Origin of the sequence: Streptomyces syringium (assembly GCF_017876625.1) — a bacterium.
Classification (GTDB): Bacteria; Actinomycetota; Actinomycetes; order Streptomycetales; family Streptomycetaceae; genus Streptomyces; species Streptomyces syringius.
In genome coordinates this window covers 6,597,425-6,610,036 of the sequence record NZ_JAGIOH010000001.1, presented here as the reverse complement: position 1 = coordinate 6,610,036, position 12,612 = coordinate 6,597,425, and the positions used below count along the sequence as shown (strand labels likewise).

The following is a 12,612-nucleotide window of genomic DNA, read 5'->3' as shown; positions in this document are numbered from 1 at the left end:
CGTGCACCGCTCCCCCGTTCGGCTCCGCCACCGCCTGGACACCGGTGGCGAGGCCGAACGGTGATAAAACGGCACCCATGCCTGTGACCTCCACTGTCCCCCCGTCCACCACCGCCCCACGGCGCAAGCTGTTCTGGCACCGCCTCATATTCGGGCTCTGGTACCGCCCCGTCGAAGTACTCGACGAGGCGCGGGACCGGAGCGTCTGGGGGGCCGCCACGTTTCTGTGCCTGCTGTGCGGAGCACTCGGAACGCTGGCCAAGGACTCGTTCTGGGGGCAGTGGCGGGTCGACCGCACGCTCGCGCTGGAGGCCATGGGCATCGCCGCGGTCGTGGTGCTCCTCGCGAGCCTGCTGCTGGGGGTCGTCACCCACGCCATCGCACGGCGCCTCGGGGGCAACGGCAAGTTCGGGCCGACCGTCGGGCTCTTCGTCGTCCTGTTCTGGGCGACCGATCTGCCGCGGCTGCTCCTCGACACCTGGCTGCCGGGCGACACCGTCCCCGTCCGGGCCGCCGCCTGGATCACCTCGGCCTTCGGCTACGCGCTCGCGGCGCTGCTGATCCGCGGCCAGCACCATCTGCCCACCCACAAGGCGGTGGCGGCGGTGAGCATCCAGATGCTGGCGGCCGTGGCCCTGCTGAAATTCCCCTACGGGAACGGCGGCTGAGGCGGGCCCCGGTGTCGTACCTCTCCAGCTCCGGCCCCGCTCCGGCCCCGTACGGGTCCCCTACAGGTCCCGGGAAGTCGAAGGCCCGCCCGGTGCGACGGGGGATGCACACCGGGCGGGCTCGAGGACAGTTCTACCTCATCAAGGATGGGTTATGCACCAAAAACCTGTTCGGCTTGTCGATTACCAGCGAACAGGGAGCGAAATCAGGCCACGCGCGCGAACCGTCGGACGCCACCTCAGCTCCTCGCGCGGCACATCGAGCGCAAGCCCCGGAAAACGCTCCAGCAGCACGGCCAGCGCGGTCTCGGTCTCCATCCGGGCCAGCGGCGCGCCCAGGCAGTAATGGATTCCATGACCCAGCGTGAGCTGCCCGGACCGGTCCCCTCGCAGGTCAAGGCGGTCGGGGTCGGAGAATTGCCGGGGGTCGCGGTTGGCGGAGGCCAGTGAGAGCAGCACGGTCTCGCCGGCCGGCACGACCACTCCACCGATCTCGACGTCCTCCAGCGGAAAGCGCCGGATCGCCAGCGGAGCGGGCCCTTCCCAGCGTCCCAGCTCCTCCACGGCCCTTCCGAGACCGTCCGGATTCTTTCGTAGCTCGCGCAGCTGTTCGGGATGGTCGAGCAGGGCCAGGACGGCGTTGGCGATGAGATGGACGGTGTTCTCGTAGCCGGCGAAGAGGATGAGGAACGCCAGGGACGTCAGTTCGTCCTCGGAGAGCCGGTCCTCGCCGGTGCCGCTCTCCTCGTCCCGGGCCGCGATCAGGTCGGAGAGCAGATCGTCGGCGGGTTCGGCGCGCTTGGTCGCGATGAGCCCGGCGAAGAAGCGCATCATGCTGCCGACGGCCTGCTTCCCGAGCTCGGGCCGCGTGCGGTCCGGGGTGATCAGGGCATCGGTCCAGGCCCGGAAGTCCTGCCGGTCCTCCTTCGGGATGCCGAGGAGGTCGCAGATGACGGTGATGGGCAGCGGGCCGGCGTAGGCGGCGAGCAGATCCGCGCGCCCGTCGGCCTCGACGGTGTCGAGGAGTTCCCCGGCGAGCGCGCGCACCGGCGCGCGGAGCTTGTCGACCCGGCCGGTGGTGAAGGCCTTCACCACCAGGCGGCGCACCCGGGTGTGGTCGGGCGGGTCCATGTTGAGCAGATTGGCGTCCAGCGCCGGGGGCAGCGCGAAGCCGCTGTAGTTGCCGGGCAGGGCGTTGCGCTTGTCCAGCGAGAACCGGGGGTCGGCCAGCGCCCGGCGCACGTCCTCGTAGCGGGTCACCAGCCAGGCGGGCCGGCCGTCGTGGCCGGTGATCCGGTGGGCGGGAGCCGCCTCGCGGAGTTCGGCGTTGGCGCCGTGCGGGTCTTCGAGCAGCCGGGCGGTGATGTCGCTGGGCGCGGGGGCGGCGGGCGGGACGGAGTTCTGCATGGCATCCGACTGTAGAGGGGAGCGTTTTTGTCCCGGGGTGGTGATGCGCACCGGCGGCGCTGGATCCGTACGGTCGTACGGATCCAGCGCCGGCCTGTGTCGCAGGCGGCCTTGACCCCCGTCCATGGCCGCCTCGTCTGTGGGGCCCGCCGTCATAGCAGGCGGGCCGAGCAGGACTCGCGCAGTTCGGTGAGCACCTCGTCGACCATGGGGTCGTGGTAGACGTCGGCGACGCGCGCCAAGTGCTCGTGTTCCTCGGCCGGATCCGCGCTCACGGTGACCACCACGCTGTCGGCGTGCGGCGTGGGCACGTGTCCGGTGATCTGGTTCGCCAGGCCCCGGCGCAGGGCCGCGGCCTCCACCACCGCGGCGAGCCGGCGCTCGTCCAGCGCGGCGGCGGTCGCCTTCCGCCGGGCGATGACGAGGGTCTCGGGCTCCACATGGCGCCGGATGCCGCGCTGGATGTCGCGGATCTCCGCCATCTGACGGTTGGCCCGCCACTCCAGGTCGGCGACCGGCCAGCGCCGGCTCCAGCGGGACTCCCCGATGGTGACCTCGGGGGCGTGCTCGGTGACGGCCCGCCACAGCGGGCCGAGCCGGCGCAGCCGGCGCCAGGCGGCGGCCCGGGGGCCGACGGCGGGCAGCGAGAAACCCAGGAGGACCAGCAGGGCGGCCACCGAGGCGCTCATCGGCGCGACCCCGTTGGAGAGCCAGTACATCTCGTGGCCGGCCCAGCTGAGCACGAATCCGACCAGCTTGCAGGCGCAGTACAGCAGGCCGAGCCAGCAGCCGGCGGCCAGCGTCCGCAGGCCCTTGGCGAGCCAGGAGCGGCCGAGTTGGGCCGCGTAGCGCGGGCACAGGGTGCCGAGCCCGGCGAGGCTGACGCCGAAGATGGTCAGATACAGCACCAGGAAGGCGACGACGCCGGGCGCGTCGGCGTAGGCGGTGGAGAAGTCCCGGGGGTGCTCCACGGCGTCGGGGCGGCCGACGGCGAAGCAGACGATCGCGGCGGTCCATGCCACGGCCACGGTGATCACGGCGAACCGGGACCGGGCGGCCGCGCGGGCCCGGGCCGCCGCGTCGCCCCGGCCGGTCCAGCGCAGCAGCAGCACCGTGGCGCCGGAGGCGAAGAGCACGACCGCGGAGTACAGGAAGACCATCGCCAGATTCGCCACGCCCGTCAGCCGGTCGAACCAGCGGTAGACGCTGGGCGCGGAGAAGAGGAAGACGATCGGAACGCCCGAGGTCATGAGGGCGGTGAGGCCGAGGTCGGTGTTGCCGCGGTCACGGAACCAGGCACGGGCCTTGTAGCCGACGATGGCCCAGGCGACGGCGCTGAAGGTGAGGTAGAGGGCGTCAAACACCGGCGTCCCCTCCCCTGTCGTCCGTGGCGTCGCGGTCGTCGGTGCCGGCGCCGGGCGCGCCGCCCGCACGGGTGTCGTCGCGCGGACCGATGCCCGTCTCGGGGCGCACGGCGCCCCCTTCGCGCAGTTGGCGGCGTACGTGCTGGAGCGCGGGCCCCAGCGAGGCGGCGAGCTCGGCCGCCTGGCCCTCCAGCGGCAGGTCCTGGCCCGGCGGCGGGGGCACCACCCGCTCCATGAGGAGGGTGCCGAGGATCTCGGTCTCGCGCTCGGTGAGGTTGTCGTAGCAGTGGTGGCGGGCGAGCCCCATGGTGAGGCCCATCCGGCGCATGGCGGTGGCCACGTCGACCGACGGCGTCCACATCTTGAGCGCGTCCTCGGTGACGGCCGGGTCCTGGTCGTGGCCGAGGATCAGATGCCCGATCTCGTGCAGCACGATGTGCACCTGGTGCCAGGGCGAGGTCTTCTGCTCGTAGAACACCCAGTACGCGTCGTCGGTGGTGGCCGTCATGCCCGAGACGACCCCGTCCAGGCTCATCGGCACCAGACGGATGGGCCGGCCCACACGGCGCGCGACGACGTCGCACATGCCCTGGAGATCGGTCGACGCGGGCAGCGCAAGCTCATGGATGAGCTGCTTGCACCGTCGCCGTATCCGCCCCACACGCATGCTTGCACCGTCCTCGTCCTCGGAACGCCGCCAGGTATAGAAGAGCCGGTCATCCGCCATGACGGTCACGGGCGTCCGTCACCACCCGCGTCGGGCGGGTCGGCGGGCAGATTCATCTGCTGCCGGAACTGACAGATGATCGTGGTGAGGCTGTCCTGCACTTCCGGCGGCAGACCCACCGAACGCAGGGCGATGCCCCTGACGCGCTGATCCCTCATGGCGACGAGGAACCGGACCTCCTCCTCGACCCGCGCGGCCTGGGAGGCCGAAAGGTCGCCCATCAGATAGCCGACCGGCACGGCGAAGAACTTCGCCAGCGCCCGCAGCACATCCGGGCTGGGGTTGGCCCGCCGGCCGTTGCGCAGCATCGACAGATACTGCTCGGTCAGCGTGATCCCGCCGTACTCCTCGGTGCCGCGGCTGATCTCCTCGGCCACGTGCCCGTTGGTGTACGGCGCCCCCGGCGGATGCATGTTCGCGAACAGGTAGTTGAGCCGCTCCGCGAGCGGGCTGCCCACGTCACCTGCCGACCTGTCGCCCCCGACTGCCATCTGCTCCGTCCTTCGGACTCTTCCTCACGGCGCCTCACGGCCAGTTAAGCCCGCCCCGGCCGCGATAGGCATCCTGCCACGGGAAGAACGCCTCGCACTAGTCCACCCCTCAGGAAAGGCAGCTCCGCGACTTAACCAGGAGTTGATGGACCGGTGAACAAGCTGGTCGACAAGGAAACGTCGCGGTCTTCGCGCACATTCCGCGGCCGGAGTCCGGGCGGCAGTCCTGCGAGGAGGGCGGCCGGACTTTCCGGGCACGCCGAAGAACGCCCTCGCGGTCACGCGGGGCGTAGGGGCCGGTCCGGCGGTGCCGGCGGGTGCTGCGCGGGGGCCACGACCTCAGCGGTCGCGGCCGCCCACGCTGGTTGGACGTCGCTGGTTGAACGTCGCTAGTTGGACGTCCAGGTGATGTCCTTGCCCTGCACCAGATGGCCGACCTGGGCGTTCCCGGAAACGGTGTTGTGCACCTGGCTGTTGTCGACGCTCAGGTGCGGCCGGGCGCTCTCGGCCCAGGCCCGGAACTCCGCGGCGAAGCCGGGGTTCTGGAGGGCCTGCGCGAAGAGCAGCGCGGACAGCGACTGGACCTGCTCGTCGTCCGCGGGGTCGAGGGGAAGCAGGGCCGTGGCACTGTCGTCGTCTCTCCCCCGGCCGAAGGTGCGGCGGGCGAGGTCCACGAGGGAGCCCCACGCCTGGCGTCCCGCCTCGGTGCCGACGGAACCCGCGGCGGCGGTCACCGCGGTTGTGATCGCGCCCAGAGACAACGGATCGACCATGAGCCAACTCCCCACCCTGCAGTCGGAATCTTCGCAGTCGGACACATCCCAGCCGCGACAGGTTACCGCTCGGCCCTATTCGAACGGGTGACGTCGTCCCGTGTGTCGCGTGTCTCGCTTGCGCGCCCCGGTGATGTCACGCTCGCCTCGTACGTGTCGGCACTCCCGTACGCCCGCCGTCACCGGCGCATCGGCATATCGGAATCGGCGTACCAGAGAGGAACCCGTTGATGGACAGACGTTTCGCCCTGCGCGGCCTCGCGACCCTGTTCCTCGGGCTGCTGGCCGCGGCTCTGCCGGGCCCGGCCGCGCTCGCCACGGCCCCGGGCAGCACGCCCGCGTCGGTCGCGGCAGCGGCCGACGCCTACTGGACGTCCGAGCGGATGGCGGCCGCCCGGCCGGTGGACACGGGCGGGAAGCGACAGCCGGCCGCCGTGGACGGGCCGATGCCGCCCGGCCGCCCCTTCGACGGGCTTCCGCAGGTGGGTACCTTCTTCTGGACCGACGGAGAGAACGTGGGCCGGTTCTGCGGCGGGACGGTGGTGCGCAGCCCGCACCGCGACCTCGTGGTCAGCGCCGCGCACTGTCTGCGCTCGCCGAGCCCGAAGCTGCGGCTGTCGTTCGTGCCGCAGTATCACGACGGCCTCAAGCCGCACGGCGTCTTCCCCGTGGAACTGATCTACATCGACCAGCGCTACTACGACCTCGGTACGGGCGGTGGCGCCCGCTGGGACTACACCGTGGTCCGGCTCGGTACCCGCGAGGACGGCAAGAAGGTACAGAGCGCCGTCGGCGGCTTCGACCTGCTGCCCTACCCGGGCTACCGGCACGAGGACGTACGGCTGATCGGCTACCCCGGCAACAGCGACGCGAAGTACCCCAAGCCCCTGGACTGCCGCTCCGCCACGCACCGCTACACCAGCACGGATCCGGGCGCGCCGGGTGACTTCCTGGAGATCCCGTGCGCGGGCTATGTGGGCGGCACCTCGGGCGGGCCGTTCCTGGTGCGCGGCTTGACCGGGTACGCGCTGATCGGCGTCATCGGCGGCTACCACACGGGCGGTGACACACCGGACATCTCCTACAGCTCGTACTTCACCCGTGACCTGCTCGCCCTGTATCTGCACGCCGTCCACGGCGATCCGCCCGCCCGCCCCAGGCCCGTGTGAACGCGCCCGTGGTCACGAGGACCACGGGCGCGTCGGGATGGGTGAACCGCCGGGGACTCAGCTCCCCGCAGGGGGACGGGTGGCCCAGCGGGGCCGTCGCGTGAGGGTGTACCCGCCGATGGCCGCGAGGGCGCCGAGCACGGTGCCGCCCACGGTCCACACCCAGCGGTCCGAGAACCAGCCGCCGTTCCAGCCGTCCTCGGGTTCGGAGACGGCCGCCGCGTGCAACGGGGCGCCCAGCTCGCCGCCCTCGGCGCGCGGTCCGCCGGCGTCGTTCGCACGCGCCTCGACCTCGGCCCGTACGGGCTGCCCGAGGTCCTGGTCGGGGATGTCGGTGACGGTGAGCCTGATGTAGTACGCCCCGGGGAGCGGGTCGTTGGCCCAGCGCTCGGACCAGGGCCGTACGGTCCGCAGGTGGCAGGTCACGGTCACCGAGGCATCCTGGGCCGACGCCTTGTCGGTCGGCACGCCGGCGGCGCACGCCTGACGGCGGCGCAGCCCGTCGAAGACGTCCAGCTGCCAGGTGGCCGAGCCGTGCCGCGTGGCCGATTCCGGCAGCTTCACGGTCGCCTTGACGATCGGCTGCTGGCCTGCCCCCGCGGGGAACTGCCAGTAGAGGTAGTCACCGGTGGAGGCGTCGGCCGTGGCCTTCTGGCCCTGCTTGACCGCCGTCGCGGTACGGAAGGTGGTGCCGGCCTCGGTGGGCGCGTCGCGCTCGGCGGAGGGGCTCGGGCTCGCGTCGTCCGCCGTGGCGGCCGTCGCGGAGGTGAACAGGGCGGCCGCGGCGAGCAGCACGGAGGTCAGCACTCGTGTCGTACGCATCAGTTCGTCCTCCACACCGAGACACGCCAGCGGGACAGCCAGCCCCAGAGCAGACCGGCGATCAGCCCGGTCACGACCAGGACGGCCAGCAGCACCCAGCCCCGGCCGAGGCCGAAGGCGGCCAGGTCGGAGGGGTCGTCCGGGGCGTCGACGAGGTCGACGGCCAGCTCGACGGGGAGACCGGGGTCACGCTTGACGGAGGCGGGGGCGGAGAAGGAGTGCGAGACCTCCAGACAGACGGTCCGCGCCTGCTTGTCCTCATCCTTCTTCCCCTCGGCGATCGGGTAGCGCAGGCCCGCCGACATGACGTCGGTCCGCCCGCTGCCCGCGTCGGTGCCGCGCACCAGCTCCCGGCCGCTGTCGTCCACGGCTCGCACCAGCACCCCGTAGTCGGGATCGACCGCGCGGTCCGCACCGACGCTCACCGAGGTGCGCAGCTCCTGACCGGGTGTCACCTTGACGCGGTACCAGCGGTGCTGGCCGAAGGCCGAGCGGTCGGTGTAGATGCCGACACCGAGTTCGGGCGCCTTCGCGCACTCGGCCGCACCCTGGGTCGCCTTGGGCGTCTCGACGGGGTCGGCCGCGCGCCGCACGAGCTGCTTGATGCGGCCGGACAGCTCCTTGGTGTGCCGCACGGTGGTGTACGTCCCGCCGGTGGCCTCGGCGATGCAGCTGAGCTGCTCGCGCGTCTTGTCGTCGTGGGCCAGCCCCAGGGTGTCGACGGTCAAGTGGGTGCCCTTGGCGGCCAGTTCACGGGCCACGTCACAGGGGTCGGGCTGCCCGCAGGAGTCCTCGCCGTCGGTGATGAGCACGATCCTGCGCGTACCGCCCCCGACGTCGAGGTCGGCGTCCGCACCGCGCAGCGCGTACCCGATGGGCGTCCAGCCCGTGGGCCGCAGCGTGGCGACGGCCGCCTTGGCCTCGGTCCGGTTCACCGGCCCGACGGGGTACAGCTGCTTGCTGTCCTTGCAGCCCAGCTCCTTGTCGTCACCGGGATAGTTCGCCCCGAGGGTACGAATGCCGAGCCGCACGTCGTCCGGAACGGCGTCGATCACCTCGTTGAACGCCTGCTGGGCCGCCGCCATGCGCGACTGCCCGTCCACGTCCCGGGCGCGCATCGAGCCACTGACGTCGAGGACGAGCTCGACCTTCGGGGAGTTCTTCGAGGGTTCGTCGGCGGCGTTCGCCGGCGCGGTTCCCGCGGCCAGGGCGGCGAGCAGGGCGCACGCGCCCGCCGCCAGCCGTTTTCTGATGATCATCCAAATGATCCTAGTGAGCGCCGGGCGGCAGCCCCAAAGCGGGAGGTGCCACGGCGTCGGAGAGCCCCAGGAGTTGCCGGACGGCTCCGGAGCGTTGTCCCCGGCCCCCGCCGACGCGTTGCGGCACGACGCCGGGCCTGGCTGGAGCCTTCCCGGTGGCGCGGCCGCCGCGGTGGCGGTGCTCCTGGCGGCCGGGGGCTTGCCGGGGCGCGGTACTTCGACAGTCGGGGGTCGGACGAGTCGTCGACGGCCGGTGAGGTGAAGCGCGGAGACCCCCCTTCGCGGGGAGGTCTCCGCAGGTCGCCGTGGGGTGGCCGGGGGCCTACTCCTCGCCCTCCAGGTTGCCCTCGGTCTCCAGGAACGCCTGGCGCAGCCCCTCCAGCGTCTCCGCGTCCGGCTTGGCCCACATGCCGCGGCTCTCTGCCTCCAGGAGGCGCTCGGCGATGCCGTGCAGGGCCCAGGGGTTGGCCTCCTGGAGGAAGGCTCGGTTCTCCGGGTCGAGGACGTAGGTCTGGGCGAGCTTGTCGTACATCCAGTCCGGGACGACGCCGGTGGTGGCGTCGTAGCCGAACAGGTAGTCCACGGTGGCGGCGAGTTCGAAGGCGCCCTTGTAGCCGTGGCGGCGCATCGCCTCGATCCAGCGGGGGTTGACGACGCGGGCGCGGAAGACGCGGGAGGTCTCCTCGACCAGGGTGCGGGTGCGGACCGTCTCCGGGCGGGTGGAGTCTCCGATGTACGCCTCCGGGGCCTTGCCCTTGAGGGCCTTCACCGTGGCGACCATGCCGCCGTGGTACTGGAAGTAGTCGTCGGAGTCGGCGATGTCGTGCTCGCGGGTGTCGGTGTTCTTCGCCGCGACCGCGATGCGCTTGTAGGCGGTCTCCATCTCCTCGCGGGCCGGGCGGCCCTCGAGTTCGCGGCCGTAGGCGTAGCCGCCCCAGACGGTGTAGACCTCGGCGAGGTCGGCGTCGGTGCGCCAGTCGCGGCTGTCGATGAGCTGGAGCAGGCCCGCGCCGTAGGTGCCGGGGCGGGAGCCGAAGATGCGGGTGGTGGCGCGGCGTTCGTCACCGTGCTCGGCGAGGTCGGCCTGGGCGTGGGCGCGGACGTAGTTGTCGTCGGCGGGCTCGTCGAGGGCGGCGGCCAGCCGGACCGCATCGTCGAGGAGGCCGATGACGTGCGGGAAGGCGTCACGGAAGAAGCCGCTGATGCGCAGGGTGACGTCGATGCGGGGGCGGCCCAGCTCCGCCAGCGGGATCGGCTCCAGGCCGTTGACCCGGCGTGAGGCGTCGTCCCAGAGCGGGCGGACACCCATCAGGGCGAGGGCCTCGGCGACGTCGTCGCCGGAGGTGCGCATCGCGCTCGTGCCCCACAGGGACAGGCCCACCGACTTCGGCCAGTCGCCGTGGTCGGTGCGGTAGCGCTGCAGCAGGGAGTCGGCGAGGGCCTGGCCGGTCTCCCACGCGAGCCGGCTGGGGACGGCCTTGGGGTCGACGGAGTAGAAGTTGCGGCCCGTCGGGAGGACGTTGACCAGGCCGCGGAGGGGCGAGCCGGACGGGCCGGCCGGCACGAAGCCGCCGTTCAGGGCGTGCACCGCGTGGTCGATCTCGTCGGTGGTGGCGGCCAGGCGGGGCACGACCTCGCGGGCGGCGAAGTCGAGGATCGCGGCGACCTGTTCACCGTGCTCCCGCGCCACGGAAGCGACCGCGGCCGGGTCCCAGTCCGCGTCCTCCATGGCCTGGACGAGCGCGCGGGCCCGCTCCTCCGCCTCGTCGGCGGTGGTGCGGGTGGCGGCGGACTCGTCGAGGCCGAGGGCCTCGCGCAGACCCGGCAGGGCCTGCGTGCCGCCCCAGATCTGACGGGCGCGCAGGATCGACAGGACGAGGTTGACGCGCGCCTCACCGGTGGGCGCGCCACCGAGGACGTGCAGACCGTCGCGGATCTGGGCGTCCTTGACCTCGCACAGCCAGCCGTCGACGTGCAGCAGGAAGTCGTCGAACCCGTCGTCGTCCGGACGGTCGTCGAGGCCGAGGTCGTGGTCGAGCTTCGCGGCCTGGATGAGCGTCCAGATCTGGGCGCGGATGGCGGGCAGCTTGGCCGGGTCCATCGCGGAGATGGACGCGTACTCGTCGAGGAGCTGCTCCAGGCGGGCGATGTCGCCGTAGGACTCGGCGCGGGCCATCGGCGGCACGAGGTGGTCGACGAGGGTGGCGTGGGCGCGGCGCTTGGCCTGGGTGCCTTCACCGGGGTCGTTGACGAGGAAGGGGTAGATCAGCGGCAGGTCGCCGAGGGCGGCGTCCGGGCCGCAGGCGGCGGACAGGCCGGCGTTCTTGCCGGGCAGCCACTCCAGATTGCCGTGCTTGCCGAGGTGGACCATGGCGTCGGCGCCGAAGCCGCCGTCCGCGCGGGAGGCGGCGATCCAGCGGTAGGCGGCGAGGTAGTGGTGCGAGGGCGGCAGATCGGGGTCGTGGTAGATCGCGATGGGGTTCTCGCCGAAGCCGCGCGGCGGCTGGATGAGGACGAGGAGGTTGCCGCGGCGCAGCGCCGCGAGGACGATGTCGCCCTCGGGGTTGGCACTGCGGTCGACGAACATCTCGCCGGGCGCCGGGCCCCAGTGCTCCTCGACGGCCTCGCGCAGCTCGGCGGGCAGCTCGGCGAACCAGCGCCGGTAGTCGGCGGCCGGGATGCGGACGGGGTTGCGGGCGAGCTGCTCCTCGGTGAGCCACTCCTGGTCGTGGCCGCCGGCCTCGATGAGGGCGTAGATCAGCTCGTCGCCGTCACCGGACGCGAGGCCGGGGACCTCCTCCGTACCGAAGTCGTAGCCCTCCTCGCGCAGTCGGCGCAGCAGCGCCACGGCGCTGGCGGGGGTGTCGAGCCCGACGGCGTTGCCGATGCGGGAGTGCTTGGTGGGGTAGGCGGAGAGGACCAGCGCGAGGCGCTTGTCGGCCGCGGGGATGTGGCGCAGCCGGGCGTGGCGCACGGCGATGCCGGCGACGCGGGAGGCGCGCTCGGCGTCGGCCACGTACATCGGCAGGCCGTCGTCGTCGACCTCCTTGAAGGAGAACGGGACGGTGATGAGGCGGCCGTCGAACTCGGGGACGGCGACCTGGGTGGCGGCGTCGAGCGGCGAGAGGCCCTCGTCGTTCTCCTCCCAGGCGCTGCGGGGTCCGGTCAGGCACAGGGCCTGGAGGATCGGCACGTCGAGCGCGGCGAGGGCGCCGGCGTCCCAGGACTCGTCGTCGCCGCCGGCGGAGGCCGCCGCGGGCTTGGTGCCGCCCGCGGCGAGGACGGTGGTGACGACGGCGTCGGCGGTGCCGAGCGCCTCGATGAGCTCCGGCTCGGGGGCGCGCAGCGAGGCGACGTACAGCGGCAGGGCGCGGCCGCCCGCGTCCTCGATGGCCCCGCACAGGGTTTCCACGAAGGCGGTGTTGCCGCTCATGTGGTGGGCGCGGTAGTAGAGCACCGCGATGAGCGGGCCGGTGGCGCCGGGCTTGGGGGTGCGCTCCAGCGGACCCCAGGTGGGGGCGGGGGCGGGCGCCTCGAAGCCGTGGCCGGTGAGCAGCACGGTGTCGGAGAGGAACCGCGCGAGCTGTTCGAGGTTGTCGGGGCCGCCGTGCGCGAGGTAGGCGTGGGCCTCGGCGGCGATGCCGATGGGGACGGTGGAGGCCTCCATCAGCTGGGCGTCGGGCGCCTGTTCGCCGGTGAGGACGACGACGGGGCGGTCCCCGGCGAGCAGCAGGTCGAGCCCCTCCTGCCAGGCACGGATGCCGCCGAGGAGGCGGACGACGACGAGGTCGGTGCCGTCCAGGAGGGCGGGCAGGTCGTCAAGCGCGAGCCGGGCGGGGTTGGCCAGGCGGTACGGGACCGGGCCTCCGTGAGCGGCAGCCGCGCGGGCGCTGAGCAGGTCGGTGTCGGACGTCGACAGGAGAAGGATCACG

At 72.5% G+C, this 12,612-nt stretch carries 10 protein-coding genes; 2 read left to right on the top strand and 8 right to left on the bottom strand.

Going from position 1 to position 12,612, the window contains the following annotated elements:
* The first annotated feature begins 77 nt into the window (after positions 1 to 77).
* Positions 78 to 668, top strand: coding sequence for a YIP1 family protein (locus tag JO379_RS29030; RefSeq protein ID WP_130881228.1), 591 nt, complete (start codon positions 78 to 80; stop codon positions 666 to 668).
* Between the two features lie 183 nt (positions 669 to 851).
* On the opposite strand, the gene JO379_RS29025 is transcribed toward JO379_RS29030, so the two are convergent.
* The 5 genes from JO379_RS29025 to JO379_RS29005 form a co-directional block, all read right to left on the bottom strand.
* Entirely contained in the window at positions 852 to 2,075 is a 1,224-nt protein-coding gene (locus JO379_RS29025) for a cytochrome P450 family protein (RefSeq protein WP_209517686.1), read from the bottom strand.
* Positions 2,076 to 2,227: 152 nt separating this feature from the next.
* Positions 2,228 to 3,439 carry an MAB_1171c family putative transporter gene (locus JO379_RS29020; RefSeq protein WP_165451664.1) on the bottom strand — a complete coding sequence of 404 codons (1,212 nt, stop codon included), beginning with the start codon at positions 3,437 to 3,439 and terminating at the stop codon, positions 2,228 to 2,230.
* A complete protein-coding gene (locus JO379_RS29015; protein ID WP_242626458.1) occupies positions 3,432 to 4,166 on the bottom strand; it encodes a hypothetical protein in 735 nt (244 codons plus the stop codon). Before JO379_RS29015 ends, JO379_RS29020 begins: the two co-directional genes overlap by 8 nt.
* A 5-nt stretch (positions 4,167 to 4,171) precedes the next feature.
* Complete coding sequence (locus JO379_RS29010) at positions 4,172 to 4,657, bottom strand: helix-turn-helix domain-containing protein (protein WP_130881230.1); 486 nt, start codon at positions 4,655 to 4,657, stop codon at positions 4,172 to 4,174.
* A gap of 389 nt (positions 4,658 to 5,046) precedes the next feature.
* A complete protein-coding gene (locus JO379_RS29005) occupies positions 5,047 to 5,430 on the bottom strand; it encodes a hypothetical protein (protein ID WP_130881231.1) in 384 nt (127 codons plus the stop codon).
* 230 nt (positions 5,431 to 5,660) lie between these two features.
* Between JO379_RS29005 and JO379_RS29000 the strand changes: the two genes are divergently transcribed.
* Entirely contained in the window at positions 5,661 to 6,599 is a 939-nt protein-coding gene (locus JO379_RS29000; RefSeq protein ID WP_130881232.1) for a trypsin-like serine peptidase, read from the top strand.
* Positions 6,600 to 6,656: 57 nt separating this feature from the next.
* Here the strand turns inward: JO379_RS29000 and JO379_RS28995 are convergent, their stop codons facing one another.
* The 3 genes from JO379_RS28995 to cobN all read right to left on the bottom strand — a co-directional run bounded on the left by JO379_RS28995 (position 6,657) and on the right by cobN (position 12,611).
* Positions 6,657 to 7,421: a hypothetical protein gene (locus tag JO379_RS28995; RefSeq protein ID WP_130881233.1), complete on the bottom strand. Its 765-nt coding sequence runs from the start codon at positions 7,419 to 7,421 to the stop codon at positions 6,657 to 6,659.
* Positions 7,421 to 8,680, bottom strand: a complete 1,260-nt coding sequence (locus tag JO379_RS28990) for a VWA domain-containing protein (protein WP_209517684.1) — start codon at positions 8,678 to 8,680, stop codon at positions 7,421 to 7,423. The genes JO379_RS28995 and JO379_RS28990 overlap by 1 nt, the downstream gene beginning before the upstream one ends.
* A gap of 322 nt (positions 8,681 to 9,002) precedes the next feature.
* Positions 9,003 to 12,611, bottom strand: coding sequence for a cobaltochelatase subunit CobN (gene cobN, locus JO379_RS28985; protein WP_130881235.1), 3,609 nt, complete (start codon positions 12,609 to 12,611; stop codon positions 9,003 to 9,005).
* Between the last annotated feature and the right edge of the window lies 1 nt (position 12,612).

Excerpts from the sequence above, each read along its gene's own strand:
- JO379_RS29030 (WP_130881228.1), top strand. The coding sequence starts at position 78 with ATGCCTGTGACCTCCACTGTCCCCCCGTCCACCACCGCCCCACGGCGC.
- JO379_RS29025 (WP_209517686.1), bottom strand. The coding sequence starts at position 2,075 with ATGCAGAACTCCGTCCCGCCCGCCGCCCCCGCGCCCAGCGACATCACC.
- JO379_RS29015 (WP_242626458.1), bottom strand. The coding sequence starts at position 4,166 with ATGGCGGATGACCGGCTCTTCTATACCTGGCGGCGTTCCGAGGACGAG.
- JO379_RS29010 (WP_130881230.1), bottom strand. The coding sequence starts at position 4,657 with ATGGCAGTCGGGGGCGACAGGTCGGCAGGTGACGTGGGCAGCCCGCTC.
- JO379_RS29005 (WP_130881231.1), bottom strand. The coding sequence starts at position 5,430 with ATGGTCGATCCGTTGTCTCTGGGCGCGATCACAACCGCGGTGACCGCC.
- JO379_RS29000 (WP_130881232.1), top strand. The coding sequence starts at position 5,661 with ATGGACAGACGTTTCGCCCTGCGCGGCCTCGCGACCCTGTTCCTCGGG.
- JO379_RS28995 (WP_130881233.1), bottom strand. The coding sequence starts at position 7,421 with ATGCGTACGACACGAGTGCTGACCTCCGTGCTGCTCGCCGCGGCCGCC.
- JO379_RS28990 (WP_209517684.1), bottom strand. The coding sequence starts at position 8,680 with ATGATCATCAGAAAACGGCTGGCGGCGGGCGCGTGCGCCCTGCTCGCC.